Genomic DNA, 16,083 nt, shown 5'->3' on the forward strand with positions numbered 1-16,083 from the left:
AGTTTTTTTATGATCGTAAATTTTCCAGATAGCGCTGGGCTGTCTCTAAGTTAAAGGTTTTATCTGCGATGAGGCGCTCAACGAGGGGAGCAACCTCGGACTCACTAGCACCAGCTAGGAGAGCTAGGGATTTGGCCTGTAGTTTCATGTGACCTTGCTGGATGCCCGTACTTACTAAGGCTTTGAGGGCCGCAAAGTTTTGGGCAAGACCGATGGACACGATAATCTGAGCTAATTCTTTAGCAGAAGGATTTCCTAGTAGTTCATGACTAAGGGCTACACGTGGGTTGAGACCGATAGAGCCACCCTTGGTCGCTACCGGCATGGGTAGGGTCATCTCACCGACCAATTCTTCTCTTTCCATGTCCAGCGTCCATTGACTAAGACCTTGATAGCGTCCGTCTCGACTGGCAAAGGCATGAGCCCCAGCTTCGATGGCACGCCAGTCATTACCCGTGGCAATCAAAATAGCATCAATACCATTAAAAATCCCTTTATTATGGGTAGTCGCTCGGTAGGGATCAGCCTGCGCAAACTGGCTGGCCAAGGCTATTTTCTCCGCAATTTCTCGTCCTTGGTCCCTTTGGGGACTCAAGTAGCGAAAGGCGATACGACAGCTTGCTGTCACCAGAGAATCGGTCGCGTAGTTGGACAAAATTCCCATAAGACTTTGTCCTTGACTGAGTTCTTCTAAGACTGGCTTCAAGGCTTCCAGCATGGTGTTGAGCATATTGGCTCCCATGGCTTCCTGGGTATCGATATGGAGATAGACGACGAGAAAGTCTGTTTCTCCCTTAATCTGTTCCACATGCAAATCACGCGCCCCTCCACCACGTTTAACGATAGAAGGATAGGCTTGATTGGCAAGTTCCAAGAGTTCGGCTTTCTTACTGGCAATCTTCGCTTGCGCTTGTTCAGGATCAGCAACTTGATAAAGGGCTACCTGACCAATCATCTGGCGCTGATGAACCTGAGCAGTAAAACCGCCTGCTCGCTTGATGATTTTGCTGGCATAGCTAGCTGCAGCAACCACTGACGGCTCTTCTGTCACATAAGGAACTGTATAATCCTGACCATTCACCAAAAGTTCTGTAATGATCGAATAAGGCAGAGAAAAAGTTCCTACCACGTTTTCACTCAGCTGGTCTGCAATAGCCAAGCTGACTTGTTCATCCTGCTCTAGACTGGTTTGCTTTTCAGGACTAAGGAGCGCCTGAGCTCGCAACAACTCAAGGCGCTCATGGTATGATTTTTTAGAAAATCCATTCCAACTTATCTTCATTATTTTTCAACCTTGCTATAACGGCGTTGGTGGTCGACAATCTCCACCAAGGCATAGTCTTGATGTTCATAAGCTGCAAATTGGGCTGAACCAGATTCATCCAACTGAACCTCTTCGAAGAAGACTTTTTCATAGTCTGCAACGGATAGGACTGTACGTTGTTGGAGTTTGCTCAAGCGCTCTTTGTCGAGATAAGCTTCATAGCCTTCGACCAATTCACCACTAAAGAACTCTGAAACAGCTCCACTTCCGTAACTGTAGAGGGCAATTTTATCGCCAGCCTTCAAAGTCTCTGCATTTTCTAAAAGGGAGAGGAGACCGAGGAAGAGGGAACCTGTATAGATATTCCCAATCATCTGACTGTAGAGAATGGACTTATCAAAGTTTTCTTGCAGACTATCCTGCTTCTCCTGAGAAAGAGTCTTGTCCATCATCTTGCGCAAGCCTTTTAGGGCCAGCTTAGGGTAAGGCAAGTGGAAACAAATGGCTGAAAAGTCACCCATGGTCCAATCATAGCGCTTCTTGTATTCATCCCAAGTCGTCCTGAGACTGTCCAGATATTGCTGGGTTGAATAAACGCCATTGACATAAGGAGTTGTTGAATAGTTTGGACGCCAGAAATCCATGATGTCGCGTGTTTGAGCCACATTGTCATTATTAAAGGCCATAATGCGTGGATTTTGCGTGATTAGCATGGCCACACTTCCAGCACCCTGGGTTGGTTCACCCGGAGTCGCCACACCATACTTGGCAATATCACTGGCAATGACCAATACCTTGGATTCTGGAGAAGTTTCCACATGTAACTTGGCATAATGAAGGGCAGCTGTTGCTCCATAGCAGGCTTCTTTGATTTCAAAGCTACGGGCGAAAGGCTGGATGCTTAACAGACCATGAACAAAGACTGCTGCCGCCTTACTCTGGTCAATTCCTGACTCGGTCGCCACGATGACCATGTCGATTTCTTCTTTATCTGTATCTGTGAGGATAGAGTTGCTGGCACTAGCAGCCAAGGTAACAATGTCCTCAGTCAGTGGTGCAATGCTAATTTCATTTAACAAGAGTCCCTTGCTAAATTTTTCGGGGTCAACTCCCCTTGCTTCTGCTAGGTCTTGTAATTTCAAGACATATTGACTGGTTGCAAAACCAATCTTATCAATACCGATTGTCATATTTACCTCTGTTTTTTCATTCATTGTAAAAAATCGTTTCATTCTATTTTATCACAAATAGGGGCAAAAGAGAGAAAAAAGACTTGATTCACCAAATCAAGCCTTTTCTTTGACTGCATTAGGAAGAGATTCCTCGTTGTTTTCGGATGTAGTAATAAAGCTTTAGAATTACCGTTCCACTTGCCATTCCAATAGAAATAACAAGGGCTAACATAACTACCAAAGTCGCGCTGGCAAGGGCATGACTGTAATCGCCTGTCACAAAGAAAGCTGTCGTCCGATAGGATAAATAACCTGGCACCAAGGGGGCAAGAATGGCCAAAACAAAAACCACTGCAGGTGTCTTATAGACAATACTTAAAATCTGACTGATACAAGAGCCAATTACTGCTGCGATAAAGGTTGCGACAATAACATTGGTTGGTTCTTTTAGAACAAGATAGAGGAGCCAAACGCCCATTCCCAAAATACCACCAGGTAGGAGCATGGAGCGTTGGACATTCAGTACGATTAAAAAGGTGATAATGGCGAGTAAACTCGCCACCGCTTGGAGTAAAATACTTGTTAGAGTCATCTTATGTCATCAAAACCAGGGCGACCGAAGTGCCGGCCCCTAAAGCGAGGGTAATGAGCAGAGATTCAAACATCTTGCTCATACCAGAGTTGATATGGTTAGTCATGATATCCCGAACCGCATTTGTCAGAGCAATCCCTGGAACAAAGGGCATGACTGCTCCTGCTATGATTAGGTCTGCTGTCGAAGGAAATCCAGTGTAGCGGGCCCAGAACTGGGCAATCAAGCCAAAAACAAAGGCTCCCGCAAAGGCTGTTACAAAAGGAATTCGGATAAACTTCTCGACGTAGAGAGAGAAGGCAAATCCAAATAAAGTCGCAATAGCTGCACCAAATGCGTCATAGACATTTCCCCCAAACATAATCGAGAAGAAGGGGGCACTAAGGGTCGCTGCGATGGTCACTTGGAACTTGCTATAAGGAAGGGGTTGATTGCCGATTTCTTTAAGCTTTGTAAAGGCTGTAGAGAGATCAATCTGGCCACCCACAAGTTCTCGAGATACTTGGTTGACATCACAAACTTTTTCGATGTTATAGGAGGATGACGTCACCCGCTTCATTCGAGAAATATTAGTATTTTCAATAGAAAAGAAAATAGCTGCGGGCATGGCAAGTACATTGCAATCCATAATCCCTTGTGAATGGGCAATACGAATCATGGTATCCTCTACCCGATGAATCTCCGAACCACTTTTCAAGAGAATGGTTCCAGCTAACATAATGACATCAATGACGGCATTCAACTCTCTCGATTCGTCCATTTTCTCCTCCTTTTTTCTACTCCCTATATTTTATCACAAAATCTTGTTAAAAAAAATCTTTGTCATGATTTCATGACAAAGATTCGTTTAATCTCGAGAACTTTCGCGGTTTCCTTCATTGTTTGGTTGATTCGTTGGAGGATTATTACCTTGTTGATTTCCTTGCTGGTTCCCTTGATTTGGTGTTGTTGTAGAACCTTGGTTCCCACGTTGGGCAGGATTAGAGGATGAAGTTGATGGTGGTGTTTTTGGTTTGTAGATGGAAAGTTTGATACGCGTGCTAGCAAGGTCAACCTTTTCACCAGCTTTTGGTGTTTGACTTACAACAGTTCCTTCTGCTGTTCCTTCAGGAGCAGTCGATACTTCAATAACCTCAATATTAGCCTCTTTTACTCCGACAATCTGAGTCAAGTTATTCTTTGTAAACTCGAGACTTGAACCGATGTAGTTCGGCATGCTGACACTAGTCACCTTCTTAGCCACTGTTAAGGTAATCGTAGTGGCTTTTGAGAGATCATAAGTCGAACCCGAAGCAGGGGTTTGTCTGAGGATGGTTCCGGGTTCGCTTTCGCTGGATTCTTCTTCTTCCATCTGGATTAGATTTTCTGGCACCTTTTTCTCCTTGAGTTCAGCCACGACTTCCGTATACTTGCGTCCGACGTAATTGCTCAATTGGAAAGATTGCTTCCCAGAAGAGACAACCAAATTGACCTTGGTTCCTTCTTTTCGGCCACTACCAGCTTCTGGATCGGTTCGAATAACGCGTCCTTCTGCTACTGTATCACTAGCCTCCGATTTCTCTTCGCCAGCTTCAAACTTGGATTTTTTGAGTGCTTCTTTGGCTTCTGCAACAGTTTGTCCAGCCACGTCAGGAATAGCAATCGTTGCAGGTGTTCTTGACAAAATCCAGATTAAAGAGGCTACAACCAATAGAAGGCTAGCTAAAAGAATCATATAGCGAGCTTTAAACTTCCGTTTTTTAGCTGGCTTTGGTGCAGGTGCTGGCTCAGCGACTGGTTGAGTAGCTTTCTTTGGCTGAGGACGCTCTTCCTGCGCAGGCGCTTTAGGAATAGACGTCAGTGTACTTTGTGGAACTTTAGGCAAGGTCTTGGTATCTGCCTTGCTGGCATCATCAAAGACCAATTTTGGTTCATTTCGGCGATTGTAGGACAAACTACTCGACAAATCTACATACATTTCCGAAACAGACTGATAGCGATCCGTCAATTTCTTGGCAGTTGCCTTGATGACAACATTTTCTAAAGCCTGAGGGACAGATGGGTTTTCAGCAATGACTGATGGAAGAGGCTTCTGGAAATGCTGGAGAGCAATCGTAACTGCACTATCCCCATCGTAAGGAATGTGACCAGTTAGCATCTCATAGAAGATAATCCCCATTGCATAGATATCGCTCTGGAAAGTCGCTTTAGAACCACGCGCTTGCTCAGGTGACAAGTAATGAACGGAGCCTAGCATCGAGTTTGTCTGAGTCAGACTGGTCTCCGCAAAGGCTACTGCAATTCCAAAGTCCGTGACCTTGGCTGTGCCATCAGGGGTCAGTAGGATATTTTGAGGTTTCAAATCCCGGTGAACGATTCCTCGAGTATGGGCTAAGCGCATTGCTAAGAGGATTTGTCCCATAATCCGAACTGCTTCTTCGTTTGAAAGAGGATAGTGTTCTTTGATATAACGCTTGAGGTCAAGACCTGCTACGTATTCCATAGCTAGGTACTGTTGACCATCTTCCTCACCAATATCTGTTATCCGAACGATATGAGGATGGTCCAGATCCGCCATGGCTCTCGCTTCACGTTGGAAACGTGCCACAGCAATAGGGTCTGTCTGGTAGTTGGTCCTCAGGACCTTCACTGCCACTTCTTCCCCGTCTAGGATCAAATCCTTGGCCAAGTAAACATCTGCCATGCCTCCTCGACCAATCTGCTTGACAATCCGATACCGCCCGGCAAAAATCTTGCCGATTTGGATCATTCTGCTGCCTCCTCGTTCATGTAAACAAGGGCAACCGTAATGTTGTCTAAACCTCCTGCATTGTTAGCGAAACGAATGAGGGTTGCCGCCTTGTCTGCTAGGGAAATATCGCTGGTTACGATATCATAAATCTCGCTGGCCGAAATCATATTGGTTAGGCCGTCACTGTTGAGCAGGAGATAATCCCCTGACTCCAGTGTAATCATTCCAAAATCTGGTTGAATCTCATCTTTTTGTCCGATGGACTGAGTGATGATATTTTTTTGGGGATGCGCTTCAGCTTCTTCTGGAGTCAACTGGCCAGCCTTGAGCAATTCATTGACCAAGGAATGGTCACTGGTCAACTGGTGGTACTCTTCTCCACGAATCAAACCGATACGAGAATCTCCAATATGAGCATAGATAGCTTGGTTGTCAATAATAGCCATAGCTTCTAGCGTAGTTCCCATACCTTTGTAGTCTTCGTCCTGACCTAGTTGATGAATTTTTTGATTTTCAATCTCTAGGTAGTGGGCAAACCACTCACGAACTTCATTGACTGAGTCGATTTGGGTATCCACCCAAGCCACGCCTAGGTCTGTTACCGCCATTTCACTAGCGATATTTCCTGCACGGTGCCCTCCCATCCCGTCAGCCAAGAGGATCATAGTGCGTCCTGCTCGGTTGACAAAGTGATTGACATAGTCTTGGTTATTTGTTCGTTTCTGACCAACATCTGTTAATAATGCTATTTCCATTGTGTCAGTTCCTTCCTAATCTGATATCTTACGAAATTGGCTAATGAAGAATCCATCACTTCCATACAATTCTGGAGTAATCAGGATACAGCCATCTTTCAGGATATCTTTACATTCGTGTTCTAGTTTAACCTGCTCGAACTCGGGATGACTTTCTAAAAACGCCTCAACGACTTGAAAGTTCTCCTCAGAGACAATAGTACAGGTACTATACGTTATTATACCACCTTTTCGTAGTGTTTGACAAACACTACCTAATATTTCCAGCTGAATTTCCTGTAGGGACGTGAAATCTGCCGTTTCTTTATTGTATTTGATATCTGGTTTGCGACGTAAGAGCCCAATACCAGAACAGGGAGCATCTACCAAAATCTTATCAAAAGAGTCCCGACCGAAAAACTCATGCACTTTTCTGGCATCCAATTTTTGCGTTTGCACTCGATCTGCCACACCCAGACGTTGGGCGTTTTCTTGGATCAAGTCCAACTTGTGATCATAAAGATCCAAAGCCGTCACCTTACCAGATGTGAGGAAAGAAGCCATATGGGCTGTTTTCCCACCCGGAGCTGCACAGGCATCTAGGACCTGCTCATGACCTTGCAGATCAAGAGTGGGAGCAACCAATTGACTGGACTCGTCTTGGATGGTAATAGCACCCTCTGAAAACAAATCATGTCCCGCAAAGTGTCCCTGCTCCTTGACCAAACCAGAAGCAGCCAAAGGTGAATCACTCGCCTCTAACACGGCTTTGATTTCCTCCTTTCGACTCAAGTCGGTCACTCGGATGCTGGCTTTGTTGCGCACCAAGAGGCTTTCAAAGATGGCTTGGGCTCGCTCTTCGCCGTATTCTTCCTTAAGTTTAGACACGAGCCAAACTGGGATAGAATAGGCAATGGAATCACGCTTATTTTTGCGTTTGATGCTGTCAATATCTGGCCAGCCTTCTCGCAAAATACGACGAAGGACGGCGTTGACCAATTTTTCACTGCCTTTTTTACGGGCTTTGGCTAGCTCTACCGCTTCATTGACTACAGCGTGATTAGGAATCTTATCCAGATACCGAAGTTGGTAGGCACTCATGAGAAGAAGAACATAGAGCCAGTTATCTAGCTTGTCTCGATCTTGGATAAAGTGGGACAGGTACCATTCTAAGGTGAGTTTGCGGGCTACCGTTCCGTAGACAATCTCAGTCACCAAACCCTTGTCTGCTGCTGAAAGTTGACTGCCCTTGAGGTGTTTATTTAAGGCAATATTTGAATATGCTTGGTTGACAAAAACATCCTCTAACACTGCTAGAGCTAGATTTCTAGCCGTTTCTACTTTAGTCACCAAATCGTTCTCCTACAGTCAATGTCCGTCCAACTCCGTTGAGGAAGGAAGCAATGTCCATCTTAGGCTTACCTGCTGGCTGGACTTGCTTGAGAGACAGAGCTCCTTCAGCCGTTGCGACGATCAAGTCCTTCTTGCCAATTGAGAGGATCTCACCTGGATTTCCCTGACCTTCTACTGGTAGGGCTTCATAAATCTTAAAGCGGTCACCCTTGAGAAAAGTGTGGGCAACAGGCCATGGGTTCATCCCTCTAATTTGGTTGAAGAGTTGGCGATTGGTTTTAGTCCAATCAAGTTTCTCTTCTTCTGGCTTAATATTTGGCGAGAAAGTGACTTGACTAGAATCTTGTGGTTCAGGTTGTATTTCTCCTGCTAGGTAGCCAGGTAGTGTATCCAAGAGTAAATCACGGCCAACGATTGCCAATTTCTCAAACAAGGTGCCGACATTGTCCTCATCTGTGATGGGAATACTGCGACGGGAAATCATATCACCTGCGTCCATCTCCTTGACCATTTCCATGATAGTCACACCAGCTTCCTCATCCCCTTGAATCAAGGCATAATGAATGGGGGCGCCACCACGGTGTTTGGGAAGAAGGGAGGCGTGAACATTGACCGCAAAGTCCATGCTATCAAGGAGTTTGCTTGGGAGAAACTGCCCAAAAGCAGCGGTCACAATCCCATCCGCTCCTAAATTCATAATAGCTTCCAGCTCTAAGCTTCCAGATAATTTTTCAGGTTGGTAGATAGGAAGATTTGCTTCTTTGGCAGCCTGCTTGACTGGGGTTTCTTGGATTACTTTTTTACGGCCGACAGCACGGTCTGGCTGGGTTACAACAGCTAGAATCTCGTAACGATCATCTGATAACAACCCCTTCAAAACTGTCGCTGAAAAATCGGGAGTTCCCATAAAGATTAGTTTTGTCATTTCTTCTCCTTCTTATAAAAATTGCTGCGGTTCGTGGTCAATGCTGAGACGAAGCTTGCTATTTTCCCGTTCTTGAGTCAAGGCCAAGACCTGGTTGAGGGTTGGTCCCAGCTCATCTTCTAAACGGTATTTAATCAAAATCTGGTAATGGTAAAGGTTGTGGGTGCGAGCAATGGGTTTTGGTGTCGGTCCAAGGATTTTACTAGTTTCCGATAAACCTGAGCGCAAAATTCCCATGACTTCATAGGCACGTTTGACAACCTCTTCTTCTTTCTTGTGAGAGAGGGTAATCCCAATAGTGAAATAATAAGGCGGATAGCCGAGTTGGCGCCTGATACTCATTTCATAGGCGTAAAAGCCTTCGTAGTCTTGGTCTTTGGCAAATCGAATGGCATAGTGATCAGGATTGTAAGACTGGATCAAGACCTGCCCAGCTTTTTCCGCACGACCTGCCCGACCAGCCACCTGAGTTAAGAGTTGGAAGGTTCTCTCGGAAGAACGAAAATCAGGCAGATTCAAGGCCGTATCCGCATTGAGCACTCCTACTAGGGTTACATTTGGAAAATCCAAGCCCTTGGCAATCATCTGCGTTCCCAGCAAGATGTCTGCTTCCCCTCGGCCAAACTGGTCAAGAAGAGCTTGGTGACTCCCCTTCCTGCGGGTCGTATCCACATCCATCCGCAGAATGCGAGCCTGAGGAAAGAGCTCTGCTAGCTCATCATAGGCTTTCTGAGTCCCCGTCCCATAGTAACGAATACTGCGGCTCTGACAGTTGGGACAGACATGAGGAATTCCCTTCGAAAAGCCACAGTAATGGCAGTTCATGGTCTTGGTATCCATGTGGAGAGTCAGAGAAATATCACAGTTGGGACAGCTATCTACCGTTCCACACTCCCGACACATAACAAAGCTAGAATAACCCCGACGGTTGAGCATGAGGACTACCTGTTCTTTTTTATCCAAACGGTCTTGGATGGCCTCTAGCAAAGGAGGCGTAAAGTTTGATGTCTCATTCTGCCCGATATAGTCACGAAAGTCAATCAATTGAACCTCAGGAATAGTGGCTAAAGGATTGGCCCGTTGGGTTAGACGTAAGTGTTGATAGACACCTTTTCCAGCACGCGCACGGCTCTCTAAGCTCGGTGTCGCTGAACCAAGGACCAGGGCTGCTTTATTGTACTGGGCCCGTAAGATGGCGACCTCTCTGGCATGATAACGGGGATTGCTGTCTTGTTTGTAACTAGCTTCATGCTCTTCATCGATAATGATGACACCCAGATTTTTTATAGGTGCAAAGATGGCCGATCTGGCTCCAACCACAACTTGAGCATCTCCACGCTCGACCTTGCGCCATTCATCGTACTTTTCACCATTGGAAAGGCCTGAGTGGAGGATAGCTACTTTCTCGCCAAAACGAGCAATGAAACGTTCCGTCATCTGTGGCGTCAGGGAAATCTCAGGCACCAGCAAAATGGCTGTCTTGCCCTTGTCCAAGGCTCCTTGGATGATTTGCAAGTAAACCTCTGTCTTCCCACTTCCTGTAATCCCTTGAAGGAGGAAAGGAGGTTGCTGACTGCCAATAGCTCTGATAACCGCATCGCGAGCTTGTCTTTGCTCTGGGTTCAGCTCCAAAGGTCTACTTGCTTCAATACCTTCGAAATAAGCAGCTGAACGTTGCACTTCCTTGTGGACTAGGGTTAGAGCACCTTGCTCCACAAAAAAGTTGACTTGCTCCCTCGAATAAGACTCTAACAAGCTAGCCAGAGGGGCACTTTCAGGATGAGCTAGCAAATAGTCTCTCAGCTCTGCCTTTTTCTTAGCACGCGCAGAAATCTCAATCTGCTCTAGTCGAGTAGCATCAACCTCATACCAAGACTGGGTCTTGACCTTCTTCTGATCGACTGCCTGATACTCTAAGCGGAGCAGACCTTTTCTCGTCAAACGCATCATTTCTGCCTGCTTGGCCAAATCTAGAGATGAAAAGGCTAGCGAATCTTCTGAACCAAACAAACGCTCTTTGTCTGCCTGGCTTAGGCCTTCTAAAGGATAGAGAATCTTATCATAACTGGAGTTTAAAAATCCCGGAAGCATGGCTTTTAGGATGGAGATTTTGTAAGAAAAGACAGACTTGCGTAACTCCTCAGCCAGCCAGAGTTGCTCCTGAGTCAAGACTGGAGAAAAGTCTAGGACTTCTGCAATCTCTTTCAAGTCCTGATCTGCAACTTCTTCATCCGACTGGGACTCCAAGGCCAACACAATCCCTTGGATTAAACGATTGCCCTTGCCGAAGGGTACATGGACCCGCATACCGACTTCCAGCATGTCTACAAATTCCTCAGGGACCTTGTAGCTATAGGGCTGGTCCGTCTGCATCAGGGGAACATCCACGATAATCTTTGCGATAGCCATCTTCTCACCTCCTTCTTGTCAGTACATTCTTGCAATAGAAAAAATAAGATTGAGTCCCCCCAACCTTAAATTTTTTCACCATCTTCTTTTTCTTTAGCAATTTGCTCTTTGATTTTCTTTTCTTCTTCTTCTTTGCGGCGTTTTTCTTCTTCGATACGGAGACGAACCGCTTCACGTTTTCCTTCTGGATCTGGGTGAATGGTTACATTTCCAGACTCGATTTCTTCCAAAGCACGAAGAGTTGATTTTTCAGATTTGAATTCTTGAGTTGCAGGTGCTCCAGCTTCTAATTCGTGGGCACGTTTTGCTAACAAGATTACGAGTGAATATTTTGATGGTACCTTGTCCAGCAAGGTATCGATAGAGGGTTTAAGCATCATTTGTTTGTACCTGTTTCCTATAGTTTATCGAGTAGTTGGAGATTTTGGCAACATTTCCTGATAGTGACCAATGACACGGTCCACACGGAAGTGTTCTGCTTCGATCACACGCTTGACACGTTCAGCAGCGAGGGGCACCTGATCGTTGACGATGGCATAATCATACTCACGCATGAGAGCAATTTCTTCCTTAGCTTTTTCGATTCGTTGGGCAATCACTTCAGCGCTATCTGTTCCACGACCTACCAAACGATCTTGTAATTCATCCAAATCTGGTGGTGTTAGAAAGATAAAGACAGCGTCTGGAACCTTTTTCTTAACCTGAAGGGCTCCTTGCACTTCAATCTCAAGAAAGACATCGATTCCCTTGTCCAAAGTTTCATTGACATAAGTCAGAGGAGTTCCATAATAGTTACCAACATATTCTGCATATTCCAACATCTGACCTTGACGGATCAACTCTTCAAATTCTTCACGAGTACGGAAGAAATAGTCCACTCCATCCACTTCACCAGGACGTTGCGCACGCGTCGTCATCGATACAGAGTATTGAAATTGATTCTCAGAACTCTCAAAAATCTCTCTTCTAACCGTTCCTTTCCCAACTCCTGAAGGACCAGAAAAAACGATTAGCAAGCCTCGGTCTGCCATTATGTCTCCTTTAGTTAGTCTGTGAAATAAAGTGAAATTTCTCTCGGATACTGATGATTGCGTCAGTTATCCTTCTACAGTCTTTCTATCTAGTGTAACAAAAAAGCAGTAATATTTCAACTGCTCTTTCTTATTTATTTAGCATAATCTACTGCACGAAGTTCGCGGATCACGGTTACCTTGATATTTCCTGGGTAATCGAGATTGTTTTCAATTTTCTCACGAACTTTGTGAGCCAAGATTGTGACTTTGTCGTCTTTGATTTGTCCTGGATTAACCATGATACGGATTTCACGTCCTGCTTGAAGGGCAAAGCTATTTTGCACCCCTTCAAAGCCATTAGCGATTTCTTCCAAATCATGGAGACGCTTGATATAGCTCTCAAGAGATTCACTACGAGCACCTGGACGCGCTGCACTCAAGGCATCTGCTGCAGCAACGATCACTGCAATGACACTTTCAGCTTCCACATCTCCGTGGTGGCTAGCAATGGTATTGACCACAACTGGGTGTTCCTTGTACTTACGAGCCAACTCCGTACCAATCTCAACGTGACTGCCTTCAACCTCGCGGTCAATAGCTTTCCCGATGTCATGAAGGAATCCAGCACGACGGGCAAGAGCCGCATTTTCACCAAGTTCACTCGCGATGATACCAGATAACTTAGCAACCTCAATCGAATGACGCAAGACATTTTGTCCATAAGAAGTACGGAACTGCAAGCGTCCCATGATCTTCATCAAGTCTGGATGGAGGTTTGGCGCACCAATCTCATAGGCAGCAGCCTCCCCATATTCACGGATTTTATTGTCAATCTCCTGACGGTTTTTCTCCACCAACTCCTCGATACGAGCTGGATGGATACGGCCATCCTTGAGCAACATTTCCATGGTCATACGAGCAATTTCACGACGAATCGGATCAAATCCTGACAAGGTCACCACTTCCGGTGTATCGTCGATAATCACATCGACCCCTGTCAAACTTTCAAAGGTACGAATATTGCGTCCTTCACGACCGATAATGCGGCCCTTCATGGTATCGTCTGGTAGGTGAACTGTCGAGTTTGTTGACTCTGCTACATACTCACCAGCGATACGTTGCATAGCCTGAACCAAGATATCTTTCGCAATCTTGTCTGAACGTTCCTTGACCTCTTGCTCTGCCTCACGAATGCGGCTAGCAATTTCCTTGGTCAAATTTTCCTCTGTCTGAGCCAAGATAATATCTCGAGCCTCAGTTTGGGAAAGGGAACCGATACGTTCAAGTTCAGCTTCTTTTTGTCTTTCGACTTCCTCTAATTGCTCTTCACGTGCATCAAGGTTTTTTGCTCTATCAGAAATACTTTGTTCTTTTTGTTCAAGTGTTTTTTCTTTGTTCGTCAAATTGTCGTCTTTGCGGTCAAGACTCGTTGCTCTCTCCGTCAAACGACTTTCGATTTGCTTGAGCTCCTGACGTTCTGACTTAAATTCAGCGTCCACTTCTTCACGGTATTTTCTGGCTTCCTCTTTGGCCTCCAATAGTGCTTCTTTTTTAAGAGACTTGCTTTCGCTCTTGGCTTCATTTAGCAATAAATCCGCTTCGCGCTCAGCTTGTCCTCGTAAATTAGTTGCTTCTTGTTCAGCATTTAGAAGCATCAACTCTGCAGCCTCTTGAGATGATTTCATCTTAGCTGAGATGCTGACATATCCAATGACTAAACCAATGATGACGGCAAAAACAGCAATCGCAAGTGTCATGATTTCCATGTTTTTACCTCATTAAATTTGTTTATCGAATGACATACATTCCTTAATATTCTATCACAAAAAACCGATTTTCACAAACCCAAATTGAAGAGTTTTGTGTGAATTTTAGGAGAAAGTTCTGAAATCACCAAACAAACTTTCTATCTCTTAAAAATGAGATTTTCATTAAAACATACAATAAAAAAGCCTACCTTTCAGTAGACTTAGTTTGTTTCTATTCTAATCGGGACTCTGCCGAAATTCTGCTCTACGATGCTTGGCTGTCCTAGTTGGTAAATCTGGTCTGCCTTTTGGGTCATGGCATCCCAAGGTTCTTTGCCAATTCGGCTGACTAGATGGACCTGCTCTTTCAGAGACTTGAGATGTTTTCTGCCTTTCTCGGTAAAGCCAAGGACATGGATGACTTCTGGCAAGTCGCTTTCTCTGGCCTGCACCAAGATATAGGTCAAGAGGCGTCTGACACGCGCCTTGGTATAACGCTTGGTCGCAACCGCCTCGACCAATTCGTCAACAGTCTGAGCTGTCTTTATGGCATCCTTGATGCGCACAGCCATTTCTTGATTGACCTGATAAATGGTGGTTAGGTCGGGATTTGACAAGATTTGATAGCGAAGCAAGGGAAAATGGTCATCCCAGCTCACCTTACAGGCGTGCTCAAAGAGGGTAACAGAGGGCATAAAGCGTTCTAAGAAATCTTGGTCTGATTGATGCTGGCGGAGGGCTGTCGCCGAGGCAAAGTCCACCTCCCTGTCCACAGAATGATAACCCGCTCCTTGACGCTGAATAGGATGCAGTTTGATGTTTCGCCCTGCTATCGCCTTGGCATAGGCAAGAGCAAGGACATGATTGGGCGTATTGCCTGAAAAATCTAGATCTGCAAATTCCTTCCACATGGCTTGGGTTTTCTGGGGATAAGATAGGGAATCAGGCAGATTTTCTATAAATTTCTCCATCTCACTACCTCGCTCTGTGTATAAGTCAGCAATTTTCTGGTAATCCAGAACTTCCTCTGTCCCAAAAGCTAGAGTATCAATCCCCAGCCGTGCCAAGATATCCACAGCTCCTTGACCGAAGAAATCAGCTGCCTGAACACTGACTAGAAAGGGCAATTCCACTACCAGATCCGCTCCATTTTCCAGTGCCATCTGAGCCCGTGTCCACTTGTCCACGATAGCAGGCTCCCCTCTCTGCATGAAGTTCCCTGACATGACAACGATTTTCAGTCCCTCCGCCTGCTCAAGCAGGTATTTGTGCCCATTATGAAAAGGATTGAACTCCGCGATAATACCTGTGATGGTCATGATGTTCTCCTACTTCTGCGCGACAAAAAACCAACGGGTAGTGGTTTCTGTAGGCTCTTTGTCCTCAAAGTCCGCATAGAGTTTGAAGGACTTAAATCCAGCCTGTTCCAGCAAAACATCATAGGTCAGGACCTCATAGGTCCGTTCCTCATGCACTTCATCATGGCGACTAAAAGAGCCGTCTGCTTCCTTGACGAAAAAGGTCAACTCATGCACGATAGAGTGAGGTGCTGCGTCCTCGTAGGTATCCCAGAGCATGGCAAAATCTTCTGCATTTTCATGGTAAGAATAGCCTGGAAAAATTTCATCTGTCTGGTAGGTCGAATGCACATCAAATATAAATACACCATCTTCGTTGAGGGCATTATATACTTCCTTAAAGACATCCCCTACTTCCACCTCATCCTGCATGTAGCAGATAGAGTCCGAATAACACGTGACAAAATCATATTTCCCTGCCTTGGACAAATCCAGCATGTTGCCTTCAATAAAATCAATCTTTTGCTTGGCTGAAGTCGCTCTCTTCTCCGCAATCTTCAACATATCAGCACTCAAATCAAGTCCAGTTACATCAAAACCAGCCTGAGAAAAGCGCACTGACTGGATACCTGTCCCACAAGCCAATTCCAAAAGCTTCTTTCTCTCCTTGGTCTTAGGCAAATGACGGAGGGAAAAATCCGTCCATTTATCGTATAAACTATCATCCATCACAGCATCGTAAACAGCCGCAAAAGTTTCATATGTCGCCATATTCATGATACCAAGTCCGCCCGTAATAGGAATGAAAATTAGGATCTTGGACTTAGGATCCTGATCCAAGCCA

The 16,083-nt window shown here is 45.3% G+C and carries 14 protein-coding genes; all 14 read right to left on the reverse strand.

The genetic code is table 11. The features are described 5' to 3' along the window. Positions 1 to 7: 7 nt before the first annotated feature. Positions 8 to 1,282 (reverse strand): hydroxymethylglutaryl-CoA reductase, degradative, encoded by a 1,275-nt coding sequence (locus SNAG_RS07670; protein ID WP_096408135.1) that lies wholly within the window; start codon positions 1,280 to 1,282, stop codon positions 8 to 10. Beyond that, positions 1,282 to 2,454, reverse strand: coding sequence for a hydroxymethylglutaryl-CoA synthase (locus SNAG_RS07675; RefSeq protein ID WP_096408887.1), 1,173 nt, complete (start codon positions 2,452 to 2,454; stop codon positions 1,282 to 1,284). Before SNAG_RS07675 ends, SNAG_RS07670 begins: the two co-directional genes overlap by 1 nt. 118 nt (positions 2,455 to 2,572) lie before the next feature. Beyond that, a complete protein-coding gene (locus SNAG_RS07680) occupies positions 2,573 to 3,028 on the reverse strand; it encodes a threonine/serine exporter family protein (RefSeq protein ID WP_000176905.1) in 456 nt (151 codons plus the stop codon). Position 3,029: 1 nt separating this feature from the next. Then, on the reverse strand, positions 3,030 to 3,788 hold the full coding sequence (locus SNAG_RS07685) for a threonine/serine exporter family protein (RefSeq protein WP_096408137.1): 759 nt from the start codon (positions 3,786 to 3,788) through the stop codon (positions 3,030 to 3,032). Positions 3,789 to 3,875: 87 nt separating this feature from the next. Next, a complete protein-coding gene (pknB, locus tag SNAG_RS07690) occupies positions 3,876 to 5,777 on the reverse strand; it encodes a Stk1 family PASTA domain-containing Ser/Thr kinase (RefSeq protein ID WP_096408140.1) in 1,902 nt (633 codons plus the stop codon). Beyond that, positions 5,774 to 6,514: a Stp1/IreP family PP2C-type Ser/Thr phosphatase gene (locus SNAG_RS07695; RefSeq protein ID WP_096408142.1), complete on the reverse strand. Its 741-nt coding sequence runs from the start codon at positions 6,512 to 6,514 to the stop codon at positions 5,774 to 5,776. Before SNAG_RS07695 ends, pknB begins: the two co-directional genes overlap by 4 nt. A 15-nt stretch (positions 6,515 to 6,529) precedes the next feature. Next, positions 6,530 to 7,843, reverse strand: a complete 1,314-nt coding sequence (gene rsmB, locus SNAG_RS07700; RefSeq protein ID WP_172842403.1) for a 16S rRNA (cytosine(967)-C(5))-methyltransferase RsmB — start codon at positions 7,841 to 7,843, stop codon at positions 6,530 to 6,532. Further along, complete coding sequence (fmt, locus tag SNAG_RS07705; RefSeq protein WP_096408147.1) at positions 7,836 to 8,771, reverse strand: methionyl-tRNA formyltransferase; 936 nt, start codon at positions 8,769 to 8,771, stop codon at positions 7,836 to 7,838. The genes rsmB and fmt overlap by 8 nt, the downstream gene beginning before the upstream one ends. 12 nt (positions 8,772 to 8,783) lie before the next feature. Then, the gene (locus SNAG_RS07710) at positions 8,784 to 11,180 is read right to left on the reverse strand and encodes a primosomal protein N' (RefSeq protein ID WP_096408150.1); all 2,397 of its coding nucleotides are present in this window, start codon (positions 11,178 to 11,180) and stop codon (positions 8,784 to 8,786) included. 65 nt (positions 11,181 to 11,245) lie between these two features. Continuing rightward, positions 11,246 to 11,560: a DNA-directed RNA polymerase subunit omega gene (rpoZ, locus tag SNAG_RS07715; protein WP_096408152.1), complete on the reverse strand. Its 315-nt coding sequence runs from the start codon at positions 11,558 to 11,560 to the stop codon at positions 11,246 to 11,248. A 24-nt stretch (positions 11,561 to 11,584) separates the two neighbouring features. Continuing rightward, the gene (gene gmk, locus SNAG_RS07720; protein WP_000775041.1) at positions 11,585 to 12,211 is read right to left on the reverse strand and encodes a guanylate kinase; all 627 of its coding nucleotides are present in this window, start codon (positions 12,209 to 12,211) and stop codon (positions 11,585 to 11,587) included. A 134-nt stretch (positions 12,212 to 12,345) separates the two neighbouring features. Further along, positions 12,346 to 13,959 (reverse strand): ribonuclease Y, encoded by a 1,614-nt coding sequence (locus tag SNAG_RS07725; RefSeq protein ID WP_033606008.1) that lies wholly within the window; start codon positions 13,957 to 13,959, stop codon positions 12,346 to 12,348. A 203-nt stretch (positions 13,960 to 14,162) separates the two neighbouring features. After that, on the reverse strand, positions 14,163 to 15,260 hold the full coding sequence (locus tag SNAG_RS07730; RefSeq protein ID WP_096408155.1) for a nucleotidyltransferase: 1,098 nt from the start codon (positions 15,258 to 15,260) through the stop codon (positions 14,163 to 14,165). A gap of 9 nt (positions 15,261 to 15,269) precedes the next feature. Then, the gene (locus SNAG_RS07735) at positions 15,270 to 16,010 is read right to left on the reverse strand and encodes a class I SAM-dependent DNA methyltransferase (RefSeq protein ID WP_331712111.1); all 741 of its coding nucleotides are present in this window, start codon (positions 16,008 to 16,010) and stop codon (positions 15,270 to 15,272) included. Between the last annotated feature and the right edge of the window lie 73 nt (positions 16,011 to 16,083).

The organism is Streptococcus sp. NPS 308 (assembly GCF_002355895.1).
GTDB lineage: Bacteria > Bacillota > Bacilli > Lactobacillales > Streptococcaceae > Streptococcus.